Source organism: Microbacterium sp. M28 (assembly GCF_025836995.1).
Classification (GTDB): Bacteria; Actinomycetota; Actinomycetes; order Actinomycetales; family Microbacteriaceae; genus Microbacterium.
The window spans coordinates 731,526-757,846 of record NZ_CP107546.1; the positions used below are offsets into that span (position 1 = coordinate 731,526).

17 protein-coding genes, 1 tRNA gene and 2 rRNA genes are annotated in these 26,321 nt (G+C 66.1%); 17 read left to right on the top strand and 3 right to left on the bottom strand.

The window, feature by feature from the left end; all coding sequences use genetic code 11:
* Positions 1-78 precede the first annotated feature (78 nt).
* The 9 genes from OED01_RS03635 (at position 79) to OED01_RS03675 (ending at position 11,467) form a co-directional block, all read left to right on the top strand.
* Complete coding sequence (locus OED01_RS03635; RefSeq protein ID WP_264157030.1) at positions 79-1,455, top strand: flavin monoamine oxidase family protein; 1,377 nt, start codon at positions 79-81, stop codon at positions 1,453-1,455.
* Positions 1,455-2,339 (top strand): universal stress protein, encoded by an 885-nt coding sequence (locus tag OED01_RS03640; protein WP_264157031.1) that lies wholly within the window; start codon positions 1,455-1,457, stop codon positions 2,337-2,339. The genes OED01_RS03635 and OED01_RS03640 overlap by 1 nt, the downstream gene beginning before the upstream one ends.
* The gene (locus tag OED01_RS03645) at positions 2,339-3,883 is read left to right on the top strand and encodes an APC family permease (RefSeq protein WP_264157032.1); all 1,545 of its coding nucleotides are present in this window, start codon (positions 2,339-2,341) and stop codon (positions 3,881-3,883) included. The genes OED01_RS03640 and OED01_RS03645 overlap by 1 nt, the downstream gene beginning before the upstream one ends.
* Before the next feature lie 26 nt (positions 3,884-3,909).
* Positions 3,910-5,388, top strand: coding sequence for an NAD-dependent succinate-semialdehyde dehydrogenase (locus OED01_RS03650; protein ID WP_264157033.1), 1,479 nt, complete (start codon positions 3,910-3,912; stop codon positions 5,386-5,388).
* Positions 5,389-5,399: 11 nt separating this feature from the next.
* Positions 5,400-6,761, top strand: coding sequence for an aldehyde dehydrogenase family protein (locus tag OED01_RS03655; RefSeq protein WP_264157034.1), 1,362 nt, complete (start codon positions 5,400-5,402; stop codon positions 6,759-6,761).
* A 111-nt stretch (positions 6,762-6,872) separates the two neighbouring features.
* Complete coding sequence (locus tag OED01_RS03660) at positions 6,873-7,601, top strand: FadR/GntR family transcriptional regulator (protein ID WP_264157035.1); 729 nt, start codon at positions 6,873-6,875, stop codon at positions 7,599-7,601.
* Between the two features lie 89 nt (positions 7,602-7,690).
* Entirely contained in the window at positions 7,691-9,091 is a 1,401-nt protein-coding gene (locus OED01_RS03665; protein WP_264157036.1) for a four-carbon acid sugar kinase family protein, read from the top strand.
* 20 nt (positions 9,092-9,111) lie between these two features.
* Complete coding sequence (locus OED01_RS03670) at positions 9,112-10,002, top strand: NAD(P)-dependent oxidoreductase (protein WP_264157037.1); 891 nt, start codon at positions 9,112-9,114, stop codon at positions 10,000-10,002.
* 40 nt (positions 10,003-10,042) lie between these two features.
* The gene (locus tag OED01_RS03675) at positions 10,043-11,467 is read left to right on the top strand and encodes a GntP family transporter (RefSeq protein WP_264157038.1); all 1,425 of its coding nucleotides are present in this window, start codon (positions 10,043-10,045) and stop codon (positions 11,465-11,467) included.
* A 52-nt stretch (positions 11,468-11,519) separates the two neighbouring features.
* Here OED01_RS03675 and OED01_RS03680 read toward each other — a convergent pair whose 3' ends face one another.
* Together OED01_RS03680 and OED01_RS03685 are read right to left on the bottom strand one after the other, a co-directional pair.
* Positions 11,520-14,318 (bottom strand): hypothetical protein, encoded by a 2,799-nt coding sequence (locus OED01_RS03680; protein ID WP_264157039.1) that lies wholly within the window; start codon positions 14,316-14,318, stop codon positions 11,520-11,522.
* A gap of 25 nt (positions 14,319-14,343) precedes the next feature.
* Positions 14,344-16,161, bottom strand: a complete 1,818-nt coding sequence (locus OED01_RS03685) for an HSP90 family protein (protein ID WP_264157040.1) — start codon at positions 16,159-16,161, stop codon at positions 14,344-14,346.
* Positions 16,162-16,315: 154 nt separating this feature from the next.
* On the opposite strand from OED01_RS03685, the gene OED01_RS03690 reads away from it, so the two are divergent.
* The 3 genes from OED01_RS03690 to nusG all read left to right on the top strand — a co-directional run bounded on the left by OED01_RS03690 (position 16,316) and on the right by nusG (position 17,738).
* Positions 16,316-16,388, top strand: a tRNA-Trp gene (locus OED01_RS03690).
* A 40-nt stretch (positions 16,389-16,428) separates the two neighbouring features.
* Positions 16,429-16,692 (top strand): preprotein translocase subunit SecE, encoded by a 264-nt coding sequence (gene secE, locus OED01_RS03695; protein WP_264157041.1) that lies wholly within the window; start codon positions 16,429-16,431, stop codon positions 16,690-16,692.
* A gap of 47 nt (positions 16,693-16,739) precedes the next feature.
* Positions 16,740-17,738, top strand: coding sequence for a transcription termination/antitermination protein NusG (gene nusG, locus OED01_RS03700; protein ID WP_264157042.1), 999 nt, complete (start codon positions 16,740-16,742; stop codon positions 17,736-17,738).
* A gap of 65 nt (positions 17,739-17,803) precedes the next feature.
* Here nusG and OED01_RS03705 read toward each other — a convergent pair whose 3' ends face one another.
* Positions 17,804-18,202 carry a VOC family protein gene (locus OED01_RS03705; RefSeq protein WP_264157043.1) on the bottom strand — a complete coding sequence of 133 codons (399 nt, stop codon included), beginning with the start codon at positions 18,200-18,202 and terminating at the stop codon, positions 17,804-17,806.
* Positions 18,203-18,302: 100 nt separating this feature from the next.
* Between OED01_RS03705 and OED01_RS03710 the strand changes: the two genes are divergently transcribed.
* From OED01_RS03710 to OED01_RS03730, 5 genes are all read left to right on the top strand, one after another.
* A complete protein-coding gene (locus OED01_RS03710; RefSeq protein WP_264157044.1) occupies positions 18,303-19,262 on the top strand; it encodes a helix-turn-helix transcriptional regulator in 960 nt (319 codons plus the stop codon).
* 140 nt (positions 19,263-19,402) lie between these two features.
* On the top strand, positions 19,403-19,834 hold the full coding sequence (rplK, locus tag OED01_RS03715) for a 50S ribosomal protein L11 (protein WP_053097443.1): 432 nt from the start codon (positions 19,403-19,405) through the stop codon (positions 19,832-19,834).
* 11 nt (positions 19,835-19,845) lie between these two features.
* Positions 19,846-20,535, top strand: coding sequence for a 50S ribosomal protein L1 (rplA, locus tag OED01_RS03720; protein WP_264157045.1), 690 nt, complete (start codon positions 19,846-19,848; stop codon positions 20,533-20,535).
* A 731-nt stretch (positions 20,536-21,266) separates the two neighbouring features.
* A 16S ribosomal RNA gene (locus OED01_RS03725) occupies positions 21,267-22,791 on the top strand.
* 382 nt (positions 22,792-23,173) lie between these two features.
* Positions 23,174-26,278: ribosomal RNA gene (locus OED01_RS03730) — 23S ribosomal RNA — on the top strand.
* Together the 16S and 23S rRNA genes form the textbook arrangement of a ribosomal RNA operon.
* The last annotated feature ends 43 nt before the right edge of the window (positions 26,279-26,321 follow it).

Genomic DNA, 26,321 nt, shown 5'->3' on the forward strand with positions numbered 1-26,321 from the left:
CGGCCGGCACTTGCACCGCGTCCACCAGGACCCATCCACGACACGCATCCGAGTATTAGCAACGAAGGAGCTGCACCCATGGCCGAGATCTCACGCGACGTCGTCATCGTCGGCGCCGGAGCCGCCGGGCTCACGGCGGCCAACGACCTGCGCAAGGCCGGTCTGTCCGTCGCCGTCCTCGAGGCGCGCGACCGGGTCGGCGGGCGCCTGTGGACCGATGTGATCGACGGGGCGATGCTGGAGATCGGCGGCCAGTGGGTCTCGCCCGACCAGGATGCGCTCATCGACACGATCGCCGAACTGGGCCTGGAGACGTTCAGCCGCTACCGCGACGGCGACAGCATCTACGTCGGACACGACGGCGTCGCCCATCGCTTCACGGGGGAGATGTTCCCGGTGTCGGCCGAGACCGAACGGGTGATCGCCGAGATCACCGACCGTCTGGACGCGATGGTCGCCGAGATCGACCCCGACCGTCCGTGGGAGCATCCGAACGCGCAGGAGTGGGACGAGATCTCCTGGGACGCCTGGCTGCGCGCGCAGACCGATGACGACGAAGCGGTGCGCAACCTCGCGTTCGCGACGGGCTCGGCCATGCTCACCAAGCCGACGCACGCCTTCTCGCTGCTGCAGTCCCTGCTGATGGCGGCATCCGCCGGGTCGTATTCGAACCTCGTCGATGCCGACTTCATCCTCGACAAGCGGGTCGCGGGAGGACTGCAGCAGGTGCCGCTGCTGCTCGCAGAGCGCCTCGGCGACGACGTGCTGCTGAACCAGCCGGTGCGCGGCCTCGAATGGGGTCCGGCCGGAGTGGTCGCGACCACCGACGAGCACACCGTGCGCGCACGATTCGCGATCCTCGCGCACGCCCCCATCTTGTACAACCGCATCTCGTTCGTCCCGCCGCTGCCTCGTCGCCAGCATCAGCTGCACCAGCACCTCTCGATGGGCTTCGTGATCAAGGTGCATGCCGTCTACGACCGTCCGTTCTGGCGTGAGGACGGCCTCTCCGGCACCGCGTTCAGCCCGTACGAGCTGTCGCACGAGGCCTACGACAACACGAACCACGGCGACGAACGGGGCACGCTGGTCGGTTTCGTGTCCGACCGCAACGCGGACGGCGTCTTCGAACTCAGCGCCGAGGAGCGCAAGGAGCGCATCCTCGAATCGCTCTCGCACTACTACGGCCCAGAGGCCAAGAATCCCGTCGTCTACTACGAGAGCGACTGGGGGAGCGAGGAGTGGACCCGCGGAGCGTACGCGGCCAGCTTCGATCTCGGTGGACTGCACCGCTACGGCGCGGACCTGCGCACCGCGGTCGGTCCCATCCACTTCGCCTGCAGCGACATGGCAGGCGCCGGCTATCAGCACGTCGACGGCGCGATCCGCATGGGTCGCCTGGTGGCGGCGAACATCGTCGATGCGAGCCGCACCGTCCCGGCCGAGGCCGACTGATGGCCGGCTCGATCGTCGTCGGATACACCGCGACGGATGCCGGAGCGGATGCCGCGGCTCTCGGCGCCCGCCTGGCGCGCAGCCTGGACGCCCGCGTGCACCTCGTGATGGTCCTGCCCCACGAGGGCACCCGGAACGCCGCGGTCGCACCCGAGCGCGCGTACGCCGACCACATCAGGGCTCAGGCGCGGCAGTGGCTCGCGGATGCCGCGGCGACACTGCCCTCCGACGTGACCCGGACCGGCCACGTGCGCTTCGCCGAGTCGTTCGCCGCGGGGCTGGTCGCAGCCGGTGAGGAGTTCGACGCCAGGATCATCGTCGTCGGCGCCGCGGGCGGCGGGCTGTTCGGACGGCACCGCCTGGGCAGCGTCGCCTCCGAGCTGCTGCATTCGTCGACCATCCCCGTCGCGCTCGCTCCGGCGGGCTTCGCCGAGCAGGACGACCACGTGATCCCTCGGGTGACGGCCGCCGTCGGCATCCGACCGGGCGCCGACGCGCTTCTCGACGAGGCGGCAGCCGTCGCGACGGATGCCGGCGCCCCGTTGCGCCTCGTCTCGCTCATGTCGTTCGACGTGCCGCCGGGGCTCGACACCGCGGCGATCCGCGTCGTCCGGGACGGGCATGCCGAGTCGGTCCTCGAGAAGGCCGCCGCTGCCGTGCCTGCTGCGATCGCGACCACGATCGAGCAGCCGGCAGGTGACAGCGTCGAGGATGCCGTCGCCCGCCTGGACTGGCTCCCCGGCGAGCTCATCCTGGTCGGCTCGTCGCGACTCGCGCAGCCGCGGCGTCTGTTCCTCGGCTCGACGGCGGCGAAGATGCTGCACGAGCTGCCCGTTCCCATGATCGTCGTCCCGCGCACGCGCGCCGAAGCAGGAGACCGCTGATGGCCAGTACTGATCGGGCGATGGGGCCCGAATCCACCGTCACGACGGGCATCTCGCAGAAGGGGCTCCGAGCCGGGGCGGTCGGCGTGGTCGGCGCCGTCGTCATCGGCGTCTCGACGATCGCACCGGCCTACACGCTCACCGCGTCGCTGGGTCCGACCGTCGCCGAGGTCGGCACCCAGGTGCCGGCGATCATCCTCGTCGGGTTCATCCCGATGCTGCTGACCGCGTTCGGCTACCGCGAGCTCAACCGCGTCATGCCCGACTCCGGCACGTCGTTCACCTGGGGAGTTCGCGCGTTCGGCCCGTGGATCGGCTGGATGACCGGCTGGGGGCTGATCGCCGCCACCGTGATCGTGCTGTCCAATCTCGCCGGTATCGCGGTGGAGTTCCTCTTCCTGCTGATCTCGCAGTTGACCGGCAACCCCGGCATCGCGGATCTCGCGTTCAACCCCTTCATCAACGTGGCGGTCTGCCTGCTGTTCATGCTGGGTGCCACGCTCGTGTCGTACCGCGACATGCAGACCACGCAGAAGTTCCAATACGTCCTGGTGGGCTTCCAGGTCGCGGTGCTCGTCGTCTTCGCGGTCGTCGCGATCGTCAAGACCGTGCAGGGCGACGCGCCCGATCCGACCGCCTTCTCGTGGTCGTGGTTCAACCCGCTCGAGGTGCCGACGTTCAGCGCGTTCGCCGCTGGCCTGTCGCTGTCGATCTTCATCTTCTGGGGCTGGGACGTCGTCCTGACCATGAACGAGGAGACCAAGAATCCGGAGAAGACTCCGGGACGTGCCGCCCTGGTGACCGTGATCGTCGTCGTGACCCTCTACCTGCTGCTCTCGATCGGCCTGATGATGTTCGCCGGCGTCGGCACGGGTGAGCTGGGGCTGGCGAACGAGGGCATCTCGGCGAACGTGTTCTTCGCGCTCTCCGACCCCGTGCTCGGGCCGCTCGCGTTCCTCGTGTCCCTCGCGGTGCTCTCGAGCTCGGCGGCATCGCTGCAGTCCACGGCCGTCGGACCGGCCAGGACGCTCCTGGCGATGGGGCACTACGGCGCACTGCCTAAGAAGTTCGCCCGCGTCAGCCCCCGCTTCTTCACCCCCGGCTACGCAACGATCGTCTCGGCCGTCGTGGCCAGCGTGTTCTACGCCGTCATGCGTCTGGTGAGCGAGAACGTGCTCACCGACACGATCCTGTCGCTGGGGATGATGATCTGCTTCTACTACGGGCTCACCGCGTTCGCGTGCGTCTGGTACTTCCGCAAGCAGTGGTTCGACTCGGCGCGCAGCTTCTTCTTCACGCTGCTGTTCCCCCTCGTGGGCGGGCTGATCCTCGCGGTGCTGTTCGTCACCACGCTGATCGACTCGATCGACCCCGCCTACGGCAGCGGATCCAGCATCGGCGGCGTCGGCCTCGTGTTCGTGCTCGGGGTGAGCATCATCGGGGTCGGCATCGTGATCATGATCTGGAACGCCATCCGGCGTCCGGCCTTCTTCCGCGGCGAGAAGCTCGCCATGGACGCACCGCCGAGCCTGCGCCGACGCTGAACCGACCGACGAGCTGAGAAAGAGAGATGACAATGACCGCTTCCCTCGCCCCGAACGAGCAGGCGCTGCTGGACAGCGTCCCGACCGGCCTGTACATCGACGGGAAATGGCAGGATGCCTCGGGTGGCCGCACCTTCGACGTGCACGACCCCGCCACCAACGCCGTGATCCGATCGATCGCCGACGCGACACCGGAGGACGGCATCCGCGCCCTGGATGCGGCCGTCGCCGCGCAGGAGGCCTGGGCCGCGACGCCGCCGCGCACCCGCAGCGACATCCTGCGCCGCGCGTTCGACCTGGTGCAGGTGCACAAGGAGGACCTCGCGCTGCTGATGACCCTCGAGATGGGCAAGCCGCTCGCGGAGGCCCGCGGCGAGGTCGTCTACGGCGGCGAGTTCCTGCGGTGGTTCAGCGAAGAGGCCGTGCGGATCTCCGGTCGGTACGGCATCAACCCGGAGGGCACCGGCCGCATGGTCGTCTCCCAGCGGCCCGTCGGTCCGTCGTTCTTCGTGACCCCGTGGAACTTCCCGTTCGCGATGGCGACGCGCAAGATCGCGCCAGCGCTCGCCGCCGGGTGCACCGTGGTCATCAAGCCCCCGGCACTGACGCCTCTCACCACGATCTTCTTCACGAAGATGCTCGAGGAGGCAGGGCTCCCGGCCGGCGTCGTGAACGTCGTGCAGACGACGTCGTCGTCCAAGGTCTCGGCCCCGATCATCGCCGACCCCCGGCTGCGCAAGCTGTCGTTCACCGGGTCGACCGAGGTCGGCCGCAAGCTCATCGCCCAGGCGGCCGAAGGCGTGCTCCGGGTGTCGATGGAACTCGGCGGCAACGCACCCTTCGTGGTCTTCGAGGACGCCGATCTCGACAAGGCGGTCGACGGGGCGATGGCGGCGAAGTTCCGCAACATCGGGCAGGCCTGCACAGCCGCGAACCGCTTCATCGTGCACTCGGCCGTGGCGGAGGAGTTCGCCGACCGGGTGGCGGAGCGGGTCAAGGCCATGAAGATCGGCCGCGGCACCGAGGAGGGCGTCGCGATCGGACCGCTCATCGACGAGAACGCGGTCGCCAAGGCATCCGAGCTAGTCGGCGACGCCGTGTCCCGCGGAGCCAGGGTGCTCGCCGGTGGCAACGCGGTCGAGGGGGAAGGGACCTTCTACGAGCCCACCGTGATCACGGATGTCGCCGCGGGCAGCGACATCCTCCGGGAGGAGATCTTCGGTCCCGTCCTGGCGATCGCGACGTTCGACACCGAGGAGGAGGCCGTCCGCCTCGCCAACGACACCGAATACGGGTTGGTCTCGTACGTGTTCACCGAGGACCTCGCCAGGGGGCACCGGATGATCGACGCCCTCGACACCGGCATGATGGGGCTGAACGTCGGCGTCGTCTCCAACGCCGCCGCTCCGTTCGGCGGTGTGAAGCAGTCGGGTGTCGGTCGCGAGGGCGGCCTCGAAGGCATCCACGAGTACCTGTCCACGAAGTACACGCTGATCCCGAACTGAGAGGACGCATCATGACCGAGTACGCCGTCATCAACCCGGCCACCGGCGAGACCGTCGCCGAATACGACACAGCCACCGACGCGCAGATCGAGGATGCCGTGGCCCGCGCCGCCGCGGCGGCGAAGGTCTGGGGGGCGTCGACGCCGGCCGACCGCGCCGCCGTCATCCGCCGCATCGCCGAACTGCACCGCGAACGCCGCGACGAGTTCGCCGCGATCATCGTGCGCGAGATGGGCAAGCCGATCGCGGCGGCCGTCGGCGAGGTCGACTTCGCCGCGGACATCATCGAGTTCTACGCCGACAACATCGATCGGATCACGGCCGACCAGTCGATCGACATCCTGGGGGAGGGGTCAGCGGTCGTGCGTCGCGCACCGCTGGGTGCACTGCTGGGGATCATGCCGTGGAATTTCCCCGCGTATCAGGTCGCGCGCTTCGCCGCGCCGAACCTCGCGATCGGCAACACGATCATCCTCAAGCATGCTCCGCAGTGCCCGGAGTCGGCGGCCTTCCTGGAGGCGATCCATCGGGATGCCGGTCTGCCCGACGGCGGGTACGTGAACGTCTACGCCACGAACGAGCAGGCGGCGACCATCATCGCCGATCCGCGCATCCAGGGGGTCTCGATCACCGGCTCGGAGCGCGCCGGCGCGGCAGTCGCCGAGGTGGCCGGGCGCAACCTGAAGAAGGTCGCGCTCGAGCTCGGCGGATCGGACCCGTTCATCGTGCTGTCGACGGACGACTTGGATGCCGTGGTGCAGGCGGCCGTCGACGCGCGCATCGACAACAACGGCCAGTCGTGCAACGGCGCCAAGCGGTTCATCGTCGTCGACGCGCTCTACGAGGAGTTCGCCGCGAAGTTCACGGCGGCGCTGGCCGCCGTGAAGGCGGAGGACCCGACGAACGAGGACACGGTTCTCGGACCGCTGTCGTCGCTCGCCGCGGCCGAGCGGCTGCAGGAGCAGATCGACACGGCAGTCGCGCAGGGCGCGACCGTGCTGACCGGCGGCACACGCGACGGCGCATTCTTCGCACCCACGCTGCTCGCCGACGTGACCGACGAGATGGACGTCTACCGCGAGGAGCTGTTCGGACCGGCCGGTGTCGTGTACCGGGTCGCCGATGAGGACGCCGCGGTCGCGCTCGCGAACGACACCTCGTTCGGGCTCGGCTCCTACGTGTTCACGACGGATGCCGAGCAGGCCGAGCGCGTCGCGAACGCGATCGAGGCGGGCATGGTCTACGTCAACCTGGTGCTCGCGGACAGCCCGGAGCTGCCGTTCGGCGGCGTGAAGCGCAGCGGCACGTCGCGCGAACTGGGTCTGCTGGCCGCCGATGAGTTCGTGAACAAGAAGCTCATCCGCGTCGCGTAGTTCGCGACGCGTGGTTTGCGGGGTGAGACGTGGCCAGGCAGGCCACGTCTCACCCGCAACGTACGTTTCGCGCGACGCACTCGACCCCGCGCTACCGTTGAGGCATGTGCCATGTCCGCAACGAGGAGCGCCGTGAAGGCTGAGCGCGTCACCCGCACGCAGGCCGTGGTCGAGGGACTGCTCGACGAGATCATCGCTGGGCGGCTCGTCGCCGGCGAGCCGCTGCCGCCGGAAGGGGACCTCGCCGACGGCCTCGGCGTCTCGCGCCTGACGCTGCGTGAGGGAGTCCGTCTGCTGCAGGCGCAGGGGGTCATCGTGCCCGTACCCGGCAGTCGCCATCGCATCGCCCCCGTCGACGAGTGGACGGGCCTGGAGGCGGTCGTGCGCTATTCGCGCAGCGGGGGAGCCCGGCGTCGCGCAGCGCTCGATCTCCTGGACATGCGGGTGATGTTCGAGACCGGAGCCGCCGAGCTGGCCGCGCCGCGCAGCAGCGAGGAGCACATCCGTGCCCTCGAGGACGCGCTCGAGCGGATGCGGTCGGCGCACGCCAACGGCGACGTCCCCGGCTTCGTCGACGCCGACCTCGCCTTCCACGACGTGATCTTCCAGGCCGCGGACAACCGCATCCTGGTCGCATCGGTCCGCCCGCTCACGGCCATGCTGCAGGAGTCGCGCAGTGAGACCAGCGCGGTGTTCGAGATCCGCGAGCACGCGCTCGTCGAGCACGAGGCGGTGCTCGAGGCGATGCGGACGCGGTCGGCGGCGGCAGCGCGCGAGGCGATGGCGAGCCATATGCGCCAGACGCGCGAGGACCTGCTGCACTACGTCCAGGGCGCCTGACCCTCCCGCCTCGGTGGTTTGCGTGCGCGCCGATCGAGGCGTATGGTCGTTATCTGATATCGGATAGCACCCCGGACGAAGGAGTTCCCTTGGACATCGACGCGCTGCTCGCGCCCCTGCCGGCCCCCGTCGCGGTCGATGCCGCGACCGTCGCGAACGCGCGCGATCCTCGGAACGTCCTGGTCGTGCTGGATGACGATCCGACCGGCACGCAGTCGGTCGCGCACCTTCCCGTCCTCACCCGATGGGAGCGCGAAGACCTCGACGGCGCCTTCGCGACCGGCGCTGCAGCCGTGTACGTCCTCACGAACACCCGCTCACTCGACGAGGACACCGCGGCCCGACGGAACCGGGAGGTCGTCGCGGTCGCCCTCGCCGCGGCGGAGGCCGCCGGACGTCAGGTGACCTTCGTGTCGCGCAGCGATTCGACGCTGCGCGGCCACTTCCCGCTCGAGACTGATGTGCTCGCGGCGGCGATCGCAGCGCATGGCGCGAAAGCACCCGAGCTGACGCTCCTCGTACCGGCGTTCCCCGAGGCCGGCCGCATCACGATCGACTCCGTGCACTACTGGGTCGTCGACGGCGAGGCCACACCGGTCGGCGAGACACCGTTCGCGAAGGATGCGAGCTTCGGATTCTCCTCGTCCGACCTGCGCGACTGGGTCGCCGAGAAGACCGACGGCCGCATCCCCGCCGGCGAAGTCGCGGCCCTCACGATCGGGATCATCCGATCCGGAGTCGACGCCGTCACGTCGTTCCTGCGCGATCTGCCGACCGGCACCGTCGTCGCCGTCGACGTCGTCGAGGAATCCGACATGCGCGTCGTGGCGCTCGCTCTGAACGCGCTCGGCGACCGCGGCGTCCTGCTGCGCGTCGGCCCGCCGTACGTGCGCGCTCACATCGGTCAGGAGATCGCACGACCGGTGGACGCCGCGGACATCCCGTTCGCCCATCACCGAGGCGGACTGGTCGTCGTGGGCAGCCACGTTCCGCTCACGACGCAGCAGCTGGACGAACTCCGACGCGCCAGGCCCGGGACCGCGACTGTAGAACTCGACGTCCGCAGCCTCATCGACGACCGCCGCGAGGCGCATCTGGACGCCCGGTCGCGCACCGTCGCCGAGGCGCTCGAATCGGGTACCGTCATCGTCCACACCACGCGCGAACTCGTGACGGGGGCCACCGGCGACGCGAGCCTCGAGATCGCCAGGCAGGTCTCCAGCGGAGTCGTCGAGCTGGTCCGCCGCGTGCTCGAGATCGCCCCGCCCCGATTCGTGATCGCGAAGGGCGGCATCACCTCCAGCGACGTCGCGAGCGAGGCGCTGGAGATCCGCAGGGCGACCGTCCTCGGCCCGATGCTTCCCGGCATCGTGTCGCTCTGGCAGCCCGAGACCGGCCCAGCAGTCGGCATCCCGTACATCGTCTTCGCCGGCAACGTCGGCGTCGCAGACTCCCTCGCCCGCGTCGTCTCGACGCTGGCGGACGACTGATCCATCTGAAAGGTACCGAGATGACCACCACCGCCGCCGTCATCGGGCTCGGAGCCATGGGGCTTCCCATGGCGACCCGCCTGGCTGAACGCTTCACCGTCCGCGGGTTCGACATCGCTGCGGAGCGCGTCGCGCTGGCCGCTGAGCAGGGTGTCGCCGCGGCATCCTCCGCGGCCGAGGCCGTCGCCGATGCGCAGGCGGTGCTCGTGGCCGTGCGCACCGGCGCCCAGCTGGATGCCCTGCTCTTCGGCGAGAGCGGACTCGCGTCGCACCTCGCCGAGGGAGCCGTCGTGATCCTCACCAGCACCGTGGGCACCGAAGGCATCGCCGACACCGCCTCCCGCCTCGCCGAGCACGGAGCGCATCTCGTGGACGCCCCGCTCTCCGGCGGGCCGGTGCGCGCGGGCGACGGCGACCTTCTCATCGTCGTCGGTGCGACTCCGGATGCTCTGGAGATCGCCCGCCCGATCCTCGAGCAACTCGCATCGACGCTCTCGATAGTGGGGGAGCGCCCCGGCGACGGGCAGGCGCTCAAGACCGTCAACCAGCTCCTGTGCGGCGTGCACATCGCCGCCGCGGCCGAGGCGCTCGCCCTCGCCGATGCCCTGGGGCTCGACCGTGAGAAGACGCTCGAGGCGCTGACCGCCGGAGCTGCGAACTCGTTCATGCTCGGCAACCGCGGTCCTCGCGCGCTGCAGGCGTACGAGGAGGAGGGTGCAGAGGTGCTCAGCCGGCTGGACATCTTCGTCAAGGACCTCGGCATCGTCGGCGACGCCGCACGCCGGGCGCACCTGTCCACCCCCGTCGCAGCCGCCGCCGAGCAACTCTTCCTGCTCGGCGAGGCGCAGGGCCTCGGTGCCCACGACGACTCAGCAGTGATCCGCGTGATCGCCCCCGAACGCCTGTCCTGACCCGAACCGTACGGCGTGCGCGCCGGAAAGAAGAGATTCGATGACGCTCCCTCTTCCCGCTCTGATCGCGATCGGAGTGGCAGGCCTCGCGCTGCTGCTCCTGCTGATCATCCGCTTCAAGATGCAGGCGTTCTACGCCCTCATCCTGGTGTCCATCGTGGTCGGCCTCGCGGCCGGACTGCCGATGACCACGATCCCCGCGACGGACACCAGTCCGGAGCAGCTCGGCATCATCCAGGCGATCATCGCCGGAGTCGGCGGCACGCTCGGCTCCGTGGCGGTGCTCGTCGCGCTCGGCTCGATGCTCGGCAAGATCATCGAGCTGTCCGGCGGCGCCGAATCGCTGGCGGGCAGGTTCACGTCGTGGCTCGGCCCCAAGCGCGTCGGCATCGCCCTCGTGGCGGCCGCCGGCATCCTCGCCATCCCGGTGTTCTTCGATGCCGGGTTCATCATCCTCGTGCCGATCATCTTCGCGTTCTCGAAGATCGCCGGGCTCAACCCGATCACCTTCGGGCTGCCGGTGGCCGGCATCATGCTGGCGGTTCACGTCGCTGTCCCACCGCACCCCGGCATCGTCGGCGGTGCGACCATCCTGGGCGCCGACATCGGATGGGTGTTGATCTTCTCGCTGCTCATCTCGATCCCGCTGGCCGTGCTCTCCTACCTGGTGTCGAAGGTCATCAACCGACGCGAGTTCGCGATGATCGAGGCGACCAAGGAGATGTTCGACCGCTTCGGCTCCGACGAAGCATCACCCAACAGCGGGCTGCGCGAGGGGGAGAAGGCGCCGAGCGCATACACGGTGCTGACGATCATCCTGCTTCCGCTCGTGCTCATCATGCTCGGCACGACCGTCGCCCCGGCGTTCGAAGCCGGCACGTTCTGGAACGGGTTCCTCTCGATGATCGGCCAGCCGATCTTCGCCCTCATGGTGGCGATCGCCGCCGCGATGTTCCTGCTCGGCGTGCGCCGCGGCTGGTCGGGTGCGAAGCTCGGCGAGGTCATGGAATCGGCGCTGCCCAGCGCAGCAGTGATCATCCTCATCACCGGCGCGGGCGGTGCCTTCGGCCGCATCCTCACCGAGACCGGCATCGGCGGCGCCGTCGCCGAGGTGCTCGCGGGAACCGGGATGCCGCTGCTGCTGGCCGCCTTCCTCATCTCGCTCATCATGCGTGCGGCACAGGGATCGGCCACCGTGGCGATCACGACGACGGCTGGACTGCTGCTGCCGACGGTCGCCGTGCTCGGACTCGACACGATCCACATCGCACTCGTCGCCATCGCGATCGGCTACGGCGCCCTCGGCCTCAGCCACGTGAACGACTCCGGCTTCTGGGTCGTCACGCGCTATCTCGGACTGTCCGTGAAGGACGGCCTGCGCACCTGGACGCCGCTCACCACCGTGCTCGGCATCGCCGGATTCCTGCTCACCTGGCTGCTGTACGCGGTCATCCCGATGAGCTGACCGGTTCTCCGGCGGGATCTGCTCCCGCTGCCGTCGACGCGATCGCGGAGGTTCAGGCCTCCGCGATCGCGCGTGCCTGGGCGGCGTCGTCGGTGCGGCCCAGCCCTTCGAGCACGTCGCCGAGCTCGAGTGCGGCCACCTGCCGCAGGGGCGGGATCTCGGCGGCGTGCTCGATCACCGTGCGGTAGATCGCGACGGCGTCCTCGCCGCGGTCGCCGCCCGCGAGCACACGGGCGGCGAACAGCTCGGATCCTCCGGCGGCGCCCGCATCGCCGAGCGCGACGAATCCGTCCGCGGCGGTCAGCGCGGCGGAGACGGCCTCGTCCACCCTGCCGAGACCCGCGAAGGCGCGAGCACGCGAGTCGGTGACATCCGCCAGTAGCCATCCTGCCTCGTGCTCGGTCGCCAGCGCGGCGACCTCATCGAACAGGGCGAACGAGCGCTCATCCTGCTGTCCGGCGTACGCCTGACCCAGGTTGTGCAGCACCTCGGTGACCGCTCCGGCGGCATCCGGCGTCCTGCGCACGATCTCGGCGGCCGTTTCGAGCAGATCGATCGCGTCGTCGTGCTCGTCGAAGCGCGCGAGGATCTTCGCCTGCTCGCTCAGGGCCAGAGCCTGATCGGCGCCTTCCTCGGCGGCGCCATAGAGCTCGGCCGCGTAGCCGAAGGCGCCGACCGCCTGTCCGAATTCTCCCGACGAGGCCAGCGAACGCGCGAGCATCATCACGGTGGCCGCGCGTGATCCGGCCGGCACCTCGGCCTCCTCCTCGCGGCGCAGCACGTCACCGAACAGCTCGGCGGCTTCCGCCGCATCATCGGCGGCGAGCATCGCGCGCGCGAGCCGGAAGTCGATGCCGGACAGATCGCCGCCCTCCCGGCCGACGAGGTGCGCGGCGGTCCGGTAGCGCGTCACGGCCTTGTCGGCGTCGCCGGCGTCCTCCCACAGCGCTCCGGCGAGCATGTGGCTCGCGGCCAGGCTGCTGTCGGCGCCGATCCCTGCGAGGAGCCGGCAGGCCTCGTCGGCGTCCGTCGCGCCGGCGGCGAACTCGCCCTGGCCGCCACGGATGCGGGCGCGGATCTCGAGGGCGCGAGCACGGTGGCCGGTCCCGAGGTCCTCTTCGGCGAGAAGGCGGTCCAGGTGCCCGACGGCGCGTTCGAGGTGCTCGCTCTGCAGCAGCGCGAAGACCGCGAGCAGGCTCGTCGCATGCACGAGGCGGGTGTCCTCCGCCTCGGCGAATCCACGGTGCGCCCGCTCGGCGAGATCGAGCGCGGCGGCGTGATCCTCCGCCTTCAGCAGCTGCGAGGCGCGGCTGATCGCCAGATCTCCGCGGGACCGCGGCGGCAGCGCGGCGTCGTCGGCCAGCTCGCGTTCGAGCGCTGCCACATCCGCGGCCCCGGATGCGCCGAACGTGGCGAGGCCGACGCGCTCCTCCAGATCCGCCTGGGCTTCATCGCCTGCGGCGCGCAGCGCCGCGATCCGCTCGGGCAGCAGTGCCAGCGCCTCGTCCTCGCGGTCCGTGGCGACGAGGACGGCGATGCGCACCGACTGCAGGCGCGCCAGCTTGACCGCATCCGTCACGTCGAAAGCATGCGGCAGGGCGCTCAGCGTCTCGGCCTCCGCGCCGTAGTCGGCGAGCTCGACCACGCGATCGAACCATGCGTCCGCGTCGGCGGGGAACGCCGTCGACAGCGGCTCGACGAAGACGTCCGATCGGATCGGGACGTCGAACGCGGTATCGGCGAGGCCGCGCAACCGGCGCAGCCGCTCGGCGTGCGCGTCGCCGCCGTCTCGGGCGTCGAACTCCGCCCCGATGCGCTCGGCAGCCGCCCAGCAGGCGGCCGACAGCGCGGCGGCCGACCAGACGCCCTCGTGCGGGCCGAAGAACGGCAGCAGCGCCGCGGCCTCCGCACCGCGCACCGGAGTCTCGCCGTGGCCCGCGGCCGTGACGCGGTCCAGCGCGAAGGCGAACGCACCGAGGGCCGTGAAGTGGGCGTCCACGTTCAGTCCGTCGTGCGCGAGCCAGGGCAGGTGACGCTCGACGAGCGACAGCGCTCGAGCCTCGTTGCCGCTCACGGCGCAGAACACGACGTTGTTCGCGATGATCGTGAGGTTGTCCGGGTTGTCCTTGGCCAGCCGATAGCTGCGCAGATGCGCCGTCTTGGCCTCATCGAGTCGGCCGGCGCGCAGATACGGCAGCAGCACGCGCGAGAGCGCGTGTTCCGGCTCCTCGCCGCAGGAGAAGCCGCCCTCGATCATCTCCTCGACGAGACGGATGGCCTCCGCGTCGCGATCCGTGTCGACGAAGAAGCCGGCGATCTGGCTTCGGCTGCAGGCGTCGCAGTGGCTGTGCTCGTCGCGGGGAGTCGCCTCCAACTGGACGCGCAGTCGCTCGGCATCCTCGATGCGACCGGCATCCCAGGCGTCCTCGAAGCGTGCGGTGAGCACACCGCTCATGCCGAGACCGGCCGTGCGGTAGTGCGTCTCCATGTCGTCGAGTACAGCCGCGATCTGCTCCTGCGAGAATGCGGGGGACGAACGCAGGGCCGACGCCATCCATTTGAACTGCCACATCAGGTCGGCGCCGCCGTTGTCGATGTCGGCGGGGAACCGCGTCGGGTCGGCGTCGTGATGAGCCAGGCACCACGCGAACGAGTTCAGCATGACGTCGGTGGCGCCGCCCATGTTCGCCGAAGCGGTCTGGCGCATCCTGGCCTGATACTCCAGCTGCTCGTCGCCGATCTCCTGCGCCAGCGCGACCGCCTGCGCCACCATGGCCTGCTCGGCAGGGCCCCATGGAGTGCGATCGATCTCCTCGACGAGCTGCTGGAACTGCTTCTTCGGACGTGCCATGGGGGACCCTTCTGCGGTGGGGCGATCAGCGGGCGTCGTCGACGGTGTCGACGTCGAGCCCGGCGGAGAGCGAGACGAGATCCGCGAGCGCGGTGGTCATGAGCGTGCGGTCGGCATCCGTGAGCGGATGATGCCCTGCCAGCAATGCCTGGACATAGAGCAGCTGGACGGTGCGGGCGAAGACGGCCTCGTCCCGGACGCCGGTGAGCGAGCGGACGACCCGATTGGACCAGTTCAGGCACAGGCGCACGCTCGGATCGTCCTCCCGACCCGCCGAGAGGGTGTCGTCGATGCGCGCGAGAACGCCGCCCCACAGTGCGCCGGCGATGCCCTTCGTGCGGCCGCGGTCCAGCGATCGCAGCACCGCGGGGTCGGCGACGTACAGCCCTGGCAACTCCGGGCGGTCGATCGCACGGACGACCACCGAGCAGTCGGATGCCTGGAGGACCGCGCCCGCGCGGTCCTCCAGGGCGACGGCGGCGGCCCGATCGTCCAGCGGTGGAGGGTCGAGCCGATCGAGCTCGCCCGTGACGTCGACCTGCTCTACGGTCACGTGCGGGTACAGCTCTGGCAGCATCCGGACGAGGTCGGCGTCGTACAGGTACCCGCCGTTGACGAGCACTTCGGAGTGCGGCGAGATGCCGGCGACCTGACGGAACTCGTCGACGGTCCGCGCATACCGCAGATGCGAGTAGCGCTCCACGAGGTCTCCGACGCGCATGCTGCCGTGCGTGGTCTCGACCGTCAGCCAGCGCGTGATGAACGCGGCCAGCTCCTCGTCGTGGCGCACCAAGGACTTGAGCCCGACCTCGTGGATCGCGACGAACTGCGCCAGGCGATGCGGCTCACGCAGACCGAGCTCGAGGATCCAGCGCCGGATCCCGGCTCCGAGCTGCTCCCGGACGCGATCGAGAGCGGCGTCCTCGACGAGGGACTCACGGCTCGCCGTCGGGGCGAGGCCGGTCGAGTCGACGACCGCTCTCACGAAGAACGCCCACTCGGGGAGGACGTCGTCCGCCCGCTCGGAGAGCAGCATCCTGCCGAGGTACATCCGAGTGGCCTGGCGGGATCCGGGGGGAGGGGCGAACGGCAGCACGTACGCGAGTCCACGCGTTCCGGTGGCCGGCTCAGCCAGCTCGATCACATCCAGCGGCGACGCTCCGAGCAGATCCCTGCCGTACTGCGCTGCGGCTTCCGGGTCGTCGGTGGCATCCAGGAACGGTGCGGGGCGGGTGATGTCGACGTCGCCGCCCGGCGCTTCCAGCACGACGCGGACCGGCAGGAACTCGCCGAACACGGTCGCCAGCTCGCGCACGGCGCCGGGGCGAAGCAGGTCGTCGGCATCGAACCGAGGGCGCAGGTGGACGCTCGTGCCGATCGGAAGCTCCTCGGCGAGCTCGGCGACCTGGAAGGTGCCGTCGGCGCTGCCGGTCCACTCCACGCTCGCACCGCCGCGCGCGCTGCGCGAGCGGATGACGATCGTGTCGGCGACCATGAAGCAGCTGAGCAGGCCGATGCCGAACTGGCCGAGGTAGTCGCTGCGGGGGAGGTCGAAGATGTCGCGCTTGGAGCTGCGTCCGACGGTCGCCAGCAGCTCGGCCACTTCCGTGGCGTTCAACCCCACGCCGTCATCGCGCAGCACGAACTCGCCGGATGCCTCGGTGAGCGGAGTGATGCGGATGGTACCGCCGGCTCCGTCGACCTCGGAGCGCGCCGTGATGGCGTCTCTCGCGTTCTGCAGGAGCTCGCGCAGATACACGCGAGGACTGGAGTAGATATGCCTGCTCAGCAGATCGACGACGCCGCGCAGATCGACCTGGAACTGCTGGATCCCCCCGTGCACAGCGCCCTCCCTCAACCGACTGACGAGCCTAACAGGGGGCCCTCGGTTCGCCGGGGCCCGCGGGATGCCCTACACTGGTGAGGCAGTTGTCTGCATTGTTTCGCCGTGCCCGAGGGTGCAGGAGCGATGCGGATCCAGAGGCCACACGGTCTCTAGGGCGGTAGCTCAATTGGCAGAGCAGCGGTCTCCAAAACCGCAGGTTGCAGGTTCGATTCCTGTCCGCCCTGCGCGTCAGCGCCACGCTGGCACACGAAAGGTACATTCAGGATGGATCAGGACGAACCGCGCGGCGAGGTCGTCGCGGCAGGCGGCGCAGCCCGGGTCAAGAAGCTCGGCTTCTTCGGCCGCATCGCGCTGTTCTTCCGTCAGGTCATCGGCGAGCTCCGCAAGGTCGTCACTCCGACCCGCAAGGAACTGGTCAAGTTCACGCTCGTCGTCCTCGTCTTCGTGGTGATCGTGATGGCCTTCGTCTACGGTCTGGACACCGCCTTCTCGTGGCTGACGGCTCAGGTCTTCGGGGTTCCGCAGTAAGAGCCCCAATCCCGCGGCTAGCGCCGCAGTGAATGGAAAGAAACAACGTGTCTGAACGATATTCCGACGACGCCGACTGGGCGACCGCCGCGGAGCAGTCCAGCGAGGACGACGAGGCGCAGGAGGGCAACGTCCTCTCCGCCGAGGAGCTCTCGGTCGCTCCGGCCGAGCACGTCGCACTGCACATCGAGGGCGGCGACGAGGAACAGGATGAGGACGGCACGGAGGACGACATCGACATCAACGACCCGGAGGCGGACGCGATCGTGAACGACGCTCTCAACCTGGACGAAGCGGCCGAATCCGAAGCCGCCGCCGAAGTCCTCAACGACTCGGTGGCCGAGGAGGCCGCGGATCGCGAAGCCGACGCAGCCGACGAGGTCGCTCCCTATGACGGCCCCGACGTGAACGGCGACGAGGAGGCGGACCCCTACGAGGAGTTCCGTCTGGATCTGCGGATGCTCCCGGGCAAGTGGTACGTCATCCACTCCTACGCCGGTTTCGAGCGCAAGGTGAAGGCCAACATCGAGCAGCGCAAGTCGACGCTCGAGGTCGAGGACGACATCTACCAGGTCGAGGTCCCGATGGAGGACGTCGTCGAGATCAAGAACGGCCAGCGCAAGATGGTCACCCGCGTGCGCATCCCCGGCTACGTGCTGGTGCGGATGGAGCTCAACGAGGACACCTGGTCGGTCGTCCGCCACACGCCCGGCGTCACCGGCTTCGTGGGCAACGCCCACAACCCGACTCCGCTGCGTTTCGAAGAGGCCTTCAACATGCTGAAGTCGCTCGTCGAGGTCAAGGACATCCCGACCGCGAAGAACGTCCAGTCCAAGGGCGGTGTCGCCGTCGCGCGTCCGGTCGCGGCAGAGGTCGACTTCGAGATCGGCGAGACCATCACGATCAAGGAGGGCTCGTTCGCGGGTCTTCCCGGTTCGATCAGCGAGATCAAGCCCGAGAGCGGCAAGCTCACGGTGCTCGTCTCCCTCTTCGAGCGCGAGACCCCGGTCGAGCTCAGCTTCGACCAGGTCACGAAGATGCTCTGACGCCAGCTTTCGCGAGAACGGCCGCCCCGATCGGGCGGCCGTTCTCGTATGCGGGCGGATGCCGGTCAGCCGGCGTGGCGCGCTGCCCAGTGCGGGCTCTGGATCAGTCCGAGCAGATTGCCGAACGGATCGCTGACCGATGCCGACCACCAGCCTTCACCGCGCTGCGTGACCGGATCGAATGTCGTCGCGCCGAGTCCGATCAGGCGATCGACGCTCGCCCTGATGTCATCGACATGCATGCTGACCAGTGCACCGCCCGGCTGCGCGAGTGCGGGGCGGAATCGAGCATCCATGAGAGCGAATTCGTCCTCGTCGTCGCCGAACCGCCATTCGGCGTACTGCGCGGGCCCCTGCTCCGGCCGAACGAAGTACGGCGCCGACTCGAACACGGTGCTGTACCAGTCGACGGCGGTCGGCATGTCCTCGGCGACGAGATTGAGATTGGCGAGTCCTCGGAACATCTGTCCTTCTCCTTGTTCGTGGGGGTTTCTTCTATGCTCGACGGTGAAGTGATCATCAACTGATCACTTCAGAAAGAGAGTTCCGATCCGTGCCGACCGTTTGATCCAGGCGCTGCTGCTGCTGCAGGGACGCCCGCAGATCACCGCCGCCGAGCTGGCGGCCGAACTCGAGGTCTCCGTGCCTACTGCCCGTCGTGATCTCGAGGCTCTCGCGATGTCCGGCATCCCGATCTACCCGACTCGAGGACGTGGAGGCGGCTGGCGTCTGATCGGCGGCGCGCGCACCGACCTGACCGGGCTCACCGAGGGCGAGGCGACCGCATTGCTGATCGCGATCGCGCAGAGCGCCGGAACCGACCCGGAGCGCGTCGCCGCGATTCGCAAGTTCGTCCGCGCGGTCCCTGAGCCGTTCCGGGACGGTGTCCAGCGTGTGGCGGCGGCGACGGTGCGGGACGTGCCGTGGGGAGAAGCGGGCGACCACGCGACAGCGGCGACGCTCGCGCAGCTCCAGCGCGCGATCGCGCGGATGCGACAGGTGCGGATCGAATACGACGGATCGCACGGCCCGTCGGAGACCGACACCGTCCCGCTCGTCGTCGGCAGCCGCGGATCGACGTGGTATCTGCTCGCGGGGTCTCCGCTCGATGACGGAACGGCCGACCAAAGACGAGTGCGGACTTACCGGATCGATCGGATTCGCGCACTGCAGACCCTTCCCCTTCGAGGCGCGGCGCCGGCGGGCTTCGACAGCGGTCGCGCGTGGTCGGAAATGGTCCAGCGCGTCGAAGACATGCGCGGGACGGTGCGCGCCGTGGTGCGGGTTCAGCCCTGGGCGGTCCGGGCGCTGTGCGATCGCTTCGGCGTGCAGGCGAGGATAGGGACACCGGATGCCGAAGGTGCCGCCCGTGTCGAGGTGAGTGCGCACACCGTCGAAGCACTGGCAGAGCAACTGGCGGGCTGGACCGGCGCCGCCGAAGTCGTCGAGCCGCCAGAGGTGCGTGCCGCGCTGCGGATGCTGGGGGAGCGGATCACCGCACTCTACTCGGCTGACAGCGCGTGAGCACGGCACGCGATCCGATCAGGTAGACTTGGCTGGTTTGTGTGCCGCTTCGGCGTGCGCGCAGACGACCACGACCCGGAGATGCCGGGCCCGTGGGAGAAGCGGATGCCTCGGCATCCGATTCGATGAAAGGAAAGAGAATGGCACCGAAGAAGAAGGTGACCGGCCTGATCAAGCTTCAGATCAACGCCGGTGCAGCCAACCCGGCGCCGCCGATCGGCCCCGCGCTCGGTCAGCATGGCGTCAACATCATGGAGTTCTGCAAGGCGTACAACGCCGCGACCGAGTCGCAGCGCGGCAACGTCATCCCCGTGGAGATCACCGTCTACGAGGACCGCAGCTTCACGTTCATCCTGAAGACCCCGCCGGCTGCGGAGCTCATCAAGAAGGCAGCCGGTGTGCCGAAGGGCTCGTCGACGCCGCACACGGTCAAGGTCGCGAAGATCACCAAGGACCAGGTCCGTCAGATCGCCGAGACCAAGCAGGCTGACCTGAACGCGAACGACATCGAGGCAGCCTCGAAGATCATCGCCGGCACCGCCCGCTCCATGGGCATCACGGTCGAGGGCTGAGGAGAATAATCATGGCTACCAAGTCCAAGGCTTACAAGGCTGCCGTCGAGAAGATCGAGGCAGACCGTTTCTACACTCCCGCTGAGGCTGTCGCCCTGGCCAAGGAGACCGGCTCGGCGAAGTTCGACTCGACCGTCGAGGTCGCGCTGAAGCTGTCCGTCGACCCGCGCAAGGCGGACCAGATGGTGCGCGGCACCGTCATCCTCCCGCACGGCACCGGTAAGACCGCTCGCGTCATCGTGTTCGCCACCGGCCCCGCGGCCGAAGCGGCGATCGCGGCCGGCGCCGACGAGGTCGGCGGCGCCGAGCTCATCCAGAAGGTCGCCGACGGGTGGACCAACTTCGATGCAGCCGTCTCCACGCCCGAGCTCATGGGACAGGTCGGTCGTCTCGGAAAGGTGCTGGGTCCGCGTGGCCTGATGCCGAACCCGAAGACCGGCACGGTGACCCCGAACCCGGCCAAGGCCGTCGAGGACATCAAGGGCGGAAAGATCGAGTTCCGCGTCGACAAGCACGCCAACGTGCACTTCGTCGTCGGCAAGGCGTCGTTCACCACCGAGCAGCTCAACGAGAACATCGATGCGGCTCTCGAGGAGATCGTGCGTCTGAAGCCGTCGAGCTCGAAGGGCCGCTACATCCAGAAGGGTGCGGTCTCGACCACGTTCGGCCCCGGCATCCCGCTGGACGTCAACGCCATCTGAGTCGACGACTCGTTTCTTCGAAGGGCCCCCGCTGCGGCGGGGGCCCTTCGTCGTACCCGCGACCTGCCGCCGGCGAGGCGTGAGCGGATGCCGGGGTTCCGCGGAAACCAGCGCGACACGCCATGGGAGGGCCTGGATTTGCCCGTCCCCCGGATCCCGCGTAAGTTATTACTTGTTCGCCCCACAGGGAAGCGGAAAGGCCGAGAGCCTCACCCCCCTCAAGCGGAGAACCACCCCCGATCCTTCTCTCACTTGAGAGTGCGGACGTTCGCGTCTAGGATGGGGGATCCACCTCGTGGTACGCGGTCTACCGGCTGCGCAGCGGATCTTCGATCCGAAAGCGCCGATTTGACAGCCTCCGCGAAACGGATAAGCTAGAGAAGTTGTCTCGAAGCCTTCAGTGCTTCGGTTCATCACCTCTGGTTCCGGCCTTCCGGCGTGTCGATTTGACAGGCCGAGCGGGACGGATAAGATAGAGAAGTTGCCCTTCGGGCCTGGTCGTGAGGCTGGGTCGGGGGAGCGTCTGATCCTTGAGAACTCAACAGCGTGCACTTGTCAAATGCCAAATTATCCTCGTCTCCACTTTTGTGGGGGTGAGAATTCCTTTGGATCAAAGACCAACCTTCTTTGTTGGGGGTTGGCATTCGGATGAAGTCAGTTGATTTTGTCTCTTTGGTCAGTTTCAAACTCGCTGCCTGCATGGTTTTCCCCGTGTGGGTATGCATTTCTTTTTTACGGAGAGTTTGATCCTGGCTCAGGATGAACGCTGGCGGCGTGCTTAACACATGCAAGTCGAACGGTGAAGCAGGAGCTTGCTCTTGTGGATCAGTGGCGAACGGGTGAGTAACACGTGAGCAACCTGCCCCGGACTCTGGGATAAGCGCTGGAAACGGCGTCTAATACTGGATATGAGACGTGATCGCATGGTCAACGTCTGGAAAGATTTTTCGGTCTGGGATGGGCTCGCGGCCTATCAGCTTGTTGGTGAGGTAATGGCTCACCAAGGCGTCGACGGGTAGCCGGCCTGAGAGGGTGACCGGCCACACTGGGACTGAGACACGGCCCAGACTCCTACGGGAGGCAGCAGTGGGGAATATTGCACAATGGGCGAAAGCCTGATGCAGCAACGCCGCGTGAGGGATGACGGCCTTCGGGTTGTAAACCTCTTTTAGCAGGGAAGAAGCGAGAGTGACGGTACCTGCAGAAAAAGCGCCGGCTAACTACGTGCCAGCAGCCGCGGTAATACGTAGGGCGCAAGCGTTATCCGGAATTATTGGGCGTAAAGAGCTCGTAGGCGGTCTGTCGCGTCTGCTGTGAAAACTGGAGGCTCAACCTCCAGCCTGCAGTGGGTACGGGCAGACTAGAGTGCGGTAGGGGAGATTGGAATTCCTGGTGTAGCGGTGGAATGCGCAGATATCAGGAGGAACACCGATGGCGAAGGCAGATCTCTGGGCCGTAACTGACGCTGAGGAGCGAAAGGGTGGGGAGCAAACAGGCTTAGATACCCTGGTAGTCCACCCCGTAAACGTTGGGAACTAGTTGTGGGGTCCTTTCCACGGATTCCGTGACGCAGCTAACGCATTAAGTTCCCCGCCTGGGGAGTACGGCCGCAAGGCTAAAACTCAAAGGAATTGACGGGGACCCGCACAAGCGGCGGAGCATGCGGATTAATTCGATGCAACGCGAAGAACCTTACCAAGGCTTGACATACACGAGAACGGGCCAGAAATGGTCAACTCTTTGGACACTCGTGAACAGGTGGTGCATGGTTGTCGTCAGCTCGTGTCGTGAGATGTTGGGTTAAGTCCCGCAACGAGCGCAACCCTCGTTCTATGTTGCCAGCACGTAATGGTGGGAACTCATGGGATACTGCCGGGGTCAACTCGGAGGAAGGTGGGGATGACGTCAAATCATCATGCCCCTTATGTCTTGGGCTTCACGCATGCTACAATGGCCGGTACAAAGGGCTGCGATACCGTAAGGTGGAGCGAATCCCAAAAAGCCGGTCCCAGTTCGGATTGAGGTCTGCAACTCGACCTCATGAAGTCGGAGTCGCTAGTAATCGCAGATCAGCAACGCTGCGGTGAATACGTTCCCGGGTCTTGTACACACCGCCCGTCAAGTCATGAAAGTCGGTAACACCTGAAGCCGGTGGCCTAACCCTTGTGGAGGGAGCCGTCGAAGGTGGGATCGGTAATTAGGACTAAGTCGTAACAAGGTAGCCGTACCGGAAGGTGCGGCTGGATCACCTCCTTTCTAAGGAGCATCTGACACCTCTTGGGGTGTCCAGAACCCAGATCGAAGACGTTCGTTCTTCGCTGGGAGCTCATGGGTGGAACATTTGACATGACGCCAGCGAGGCTGGTTTCTGCTAGTACGCAGCTCTTCGGGGTTGTTGGAACGGGGGAGCCGGCGGGTTTGGTGTCTGCACGCTGTTGGGTCCTGAGGGGCCAGACGTTTTGTCTGAATCCTCTGGGCCTCTTGTTGTCTCTCCGGTTGGGGAGGTGGTGAGGGGTACCGCCCGTACTTTGAGAACTACACAGTGGACGCGAGCATCTTTGGACCGACCTTCGGGTTGGTTCATGAAGATGATCTTAAAGATCATTAGTCAATTTTTTGACGATTCGAACTCATGTGATTTCAAGTCTTTAAGAGCAAACGGTGGATGCCTTGGCATCTGGAGCCGAAGAAGGACGTAGCAATCTGCGATAAGCCTCGGGGAACTGATAAGCAAGTTTTGATCCGAGGGTGTCCGAATGGGGAAACCCCGCTGGGCGGCGTGCCGACCTAGTGACTCCCGTCTGAATATATAGGGCGGGTAGAGGGAACGTGGGGAAGTGAAACATCTCAGTACCCACAGGAAGAGAAAACAACATGTGATTCCGTGAGTAGTGGCGAGCGAAAGCGGATGAGGCTAAACCGAGTGTGTGTGATATCCGGCAGGAGTTGCATGTTCGGGGTTGTGGGACTTTCCTACCAGTTCTGCCGAATTGGTGGCGTTACAGAAGCGTGTAGACGAACCGTCTTGAAAGGCGGGCCATAGTGGGTGCCAGCCCCGTAGTCGAAACATGTGTTCTGGCGTGGAGAGTATCCCAAGTAGCACGGGGCCCGTGAAATCCCGTGTGAATCTGTCAGGACCACCTGATAAGCCTAAATACTCCCAGATGACCGATAGCGGACAAGTACCGTGAGGGAAAGGTGAAAAGTACCCCGGGAGGGGAGTGAAATAGTACCTGAAACCGTTTGCTTACAAACCGTTGGAGCCTCCTTAGTAGGGGTGACAGCGTGCCTTTTGAAGAATGAGCCTGCGAGTTAGCGATATGTGGCGAGGTTAACCCGTGTGGGGTAGCCGTAGCGAAAGCGAGTCTGAATAGGGCGATTCAGTCGCATGTCCTAGACCCGAAGCGAAGTGATCTATCCATGGCCAGGTTGAAGCGACGGTAAGACGTCGTGGAGGACCGAACCCACTTAGGTTGAAAACTGAGGGGATGAGCTGTGGATAGGGGTGAAAGGCCAATCAAACTTCGTGATAGCTGGTTCTCTCCGAAATGCATTTAGGTGCAGCGTTGCGTGTTTCTTGCCGGAGGTAGAGCTACTGGATGGCCGATGGGCCCTACAAGGTTACTGACGTCAGCCAAACTCCGAATGCCGGTAAGTGAGAGCGCAGCAGTGAGACTGTGGGGGATAAGCTTCATAGTCGAGAGGGAAACAACCCAGACCACCATCTAAGGTCCCTAAGCGCGTGCTAAGTGGGAAAGGATGTGGAGTTGCTTAGACAACCAGGAGGTTGGCTTAGAAGCAGCCACCCTTGAAAGAGTGCGTAATAGCTCACTGGTCAAGTGATTCCGCGCCGACAATGTAACGGGGCTCAAGCACGCCACCGAAGTTGTGGCATTGATATTTTTGGTAGGCCTTCGTGGTCCAGCCGTATTGATGGGTAGGAGAGCGTCGTGTGGCCAGCGAAGCGGCGGTGTGAACCAGCCGTGGAGGCTACACGAGTGAGAATGCAGGCATGAGTAGCGAATGACGTGTGAGAAACACGTCCTCCGAAAGACCAAGGGTTCCAGGGTCAAGCTAATCTTCCCTGGGTAAGTCGGGACCTAAGGCGAGGCCGACAGGCGTAGTCGATGGACAACGGGTTGATATTCCCGTACCGGCGAAGAACCGCCCAAGCTAATCCAGTAGTGCTAAGTATCTGAATCCCAGTGACTGATCCCTTCGGGGTGACGCTCTGGGCCTAGCGTACGACCCCGTTCTGGTGCGGCTAGCGTATTAACAGGTGTGACGCAGGAAGGTAGTCCAAGCCAGGCGATGGTTGTCCTGGTGCAAGTGCGTAGGCCGAGAGATAGGCAAATCCGTCTCTCACATAGGCTGAGACACGATGCGGATAAAAAGTGGATGATCCTATGCTGCCAAGAAAAGCATCGACGCGAGGTTCTAGCCGCCCGTACCCCAAACCGACTCAGGTGGTCAGGTAGAGAATACCAAGGAGATCGAGAGAATCGTGGTTAAGGAACTCGGCAAAATGCCCCCGTAACTTCGGGAGAAGGGGGGCCTTCGACGTATTAGGACTTGCTCCGAAAGCGTTTGGAGGCCGCAGAGACTAGTGGGTAGCGACTGTTTATTAAAAACACAGGTCCGTGCTAAGTCGCAAGACGATGTATACGGACTGACGCCTGCCCGGTGCTGGAAGGTTAAGAGGACCGGTTAGCCGCAAGGCGAAGCTGAGAATTTAAGCCCCAGTAAACGGCGGTGGTAACTATAACCATCCTAAGGTAGCGAAATTCCTTGTCGGGTAAGTTCCGACCTGCACGAATGGCGTAACGACTTCCCAACTGTCTCAACCGCGAACTCGGCGAAATTGCATTACGAGTAAAGATGCTCGTTACGCGCAGCAGGACGGAAAGACCCCGTGACCTTTACTACAGCTTGGTATTGGTGTTCGGTGTGGCTTGTGTAGGATAGGTGGGAGACTTTGAAGCGTGGACGCCAGTTCATGTGGAGTCATTGTTGAAATACCACTCTGGTCACTCTGGATATCTAACTTCGGACCGTAATCCGGTTCAGGGACAGTGCCTGGTGGGTAGTTTAACTGGGGCGGTTGCCTCCCAAAAAGTAACGGAGGCGCCCAAAGGTTCCCTCAACCTGGTTGGCAATCAGGTGTCGAGTGTAAGTGCACAAGGGAGCTTGACTGTGAGACTGACAGGTCGAGCAGGGACGAAAGTCGGGACTAGTGATCCGGCAGTGGCTTGTGGAAGCGCTGTCGCTCAACGGATAAAAGGTACCTCGGGGATAACAGGCTGATCTTGCCCAAGAGTCCATATCGACGGCATGGTTTGGCACCTCGATGTCGGCTCGTCGCATCCTGGGGCTGGAGTAGGTCCCAAGGGTTGGGCTGTTCGCCCATTAAAGCGGTACGCGAGCTGGGTTTAGAACGTCGTGAGACAGTTCGGTCCCTATCCGCTGCGCGCGTAGGAAGTTTGAGAGGATCTGACCCTAGTACGAGAGGACCGGGTTGGACGAACCTCTGGTGTGTCAGTTGTTCCGCCAGGAGCACCGCTGATTAGCTACGTTCGGGATGGATAACCGCTGAAAGCATCTAAGCGGGAAGCCGGCCTCAAGATGAGACTTCCATACCTTCGGGTGAGAGGCTCCCAGCCAGACTACTGGGTTGATAGGCCAGATGTGGAAGTGCGGCAACGCATGCAGCTGACTGGTACTAATAAGCCGATGACTTGATAACACCTCGAATCAACACTGGCTTGATTTGATGCTACGCGTCCACT

Coding starts and splice junctions, on each gene's coding strand:
- OED01_RS03635 (WP_264157030.1), top strand. CDS start 79: ATGGCCGAGATCTCACGCGACGTCGTCATCGTCGGCGCCGGAGCCGCC.
- OED01_RS03640 (WP_264157031.1), top strand. CDS start 1,455: ATGGCCGGCTCGATCGTCGTCGGATACACCGCGACGGATGCCGGAGCG.
- OED01_RS03645 (WP_264157032.1), top strand. CDS start 2,339: ATGGCCAGTACTGATCGGGCGATGGGGCCCGAATCCACCGTCACGACG.
- OED01_RS03650 (WP_264157033.1), top strand. CDS start 3,910: ATGACAATGACCGCTTCCCTCGCCCCGAACGAGCAGGCGCTGCTGGAC.
- OED01_RS03655 (WP_264157034.1), top strand. CDS start 5,400: ATGACCGAGTACGCCGTCATCAACCCGGCCACCGGCGAGACCGTCGCC.
- OED01_RS03660 (WP_264157035.1), top strand. CDS start 6,873: ATGTCCGCAACGAGGAGCGCCGTGAAGGCTGAGCGCGTCACCCGCACG.
- OED01_RS03670 (WP_264157037.1), top strand. CDS start 9,112: ATGACCACCACCGCCGCCGTCATCGGGCTCGGAGCCATGGGGCTTCCC.
- OED01_RS03675 (WP_264157038.1), top strand. CDS start 10,043: ATGACGCTCCCTCTTCCCGCTCTGATCGCGATCGGAGTGGCAGGCCTC.
- OED01_RS03680 (WP_264157039.1), bottom strand. CDS start 14,318: ATGGCACGTCCGAAGAAGCAGTTCCAGCAGCTCGTCGAGGAGATCGAT.
- secE (WP_264157041.1), top strand. CDS start 16,429: ATGGATCAGGACGAACCGCGCGGCGAGGTCGTCGCGGCAGGCGGCGCA.
- OED01_RS03705 (WP_264157043.1), bottom strand. CDS start 18,202: ATGTTCCGAGGACTCGCCAATCTCAATCTCGTCGCCGAGGACATGCCG.
- rplK (WP_053097443.1), top strand. CDS start 19,403: ATGGCACCGAAGAAGAAGGTGACCGGCCTGATCAAGCTTCAGATCAAC.
- rplA (WP_264157045.1), top strand. CDS start 19,846: ATGGCTACCAAGTCCAAGGCTTACAAGGCTGCCGTCGAGAAGATCGAG.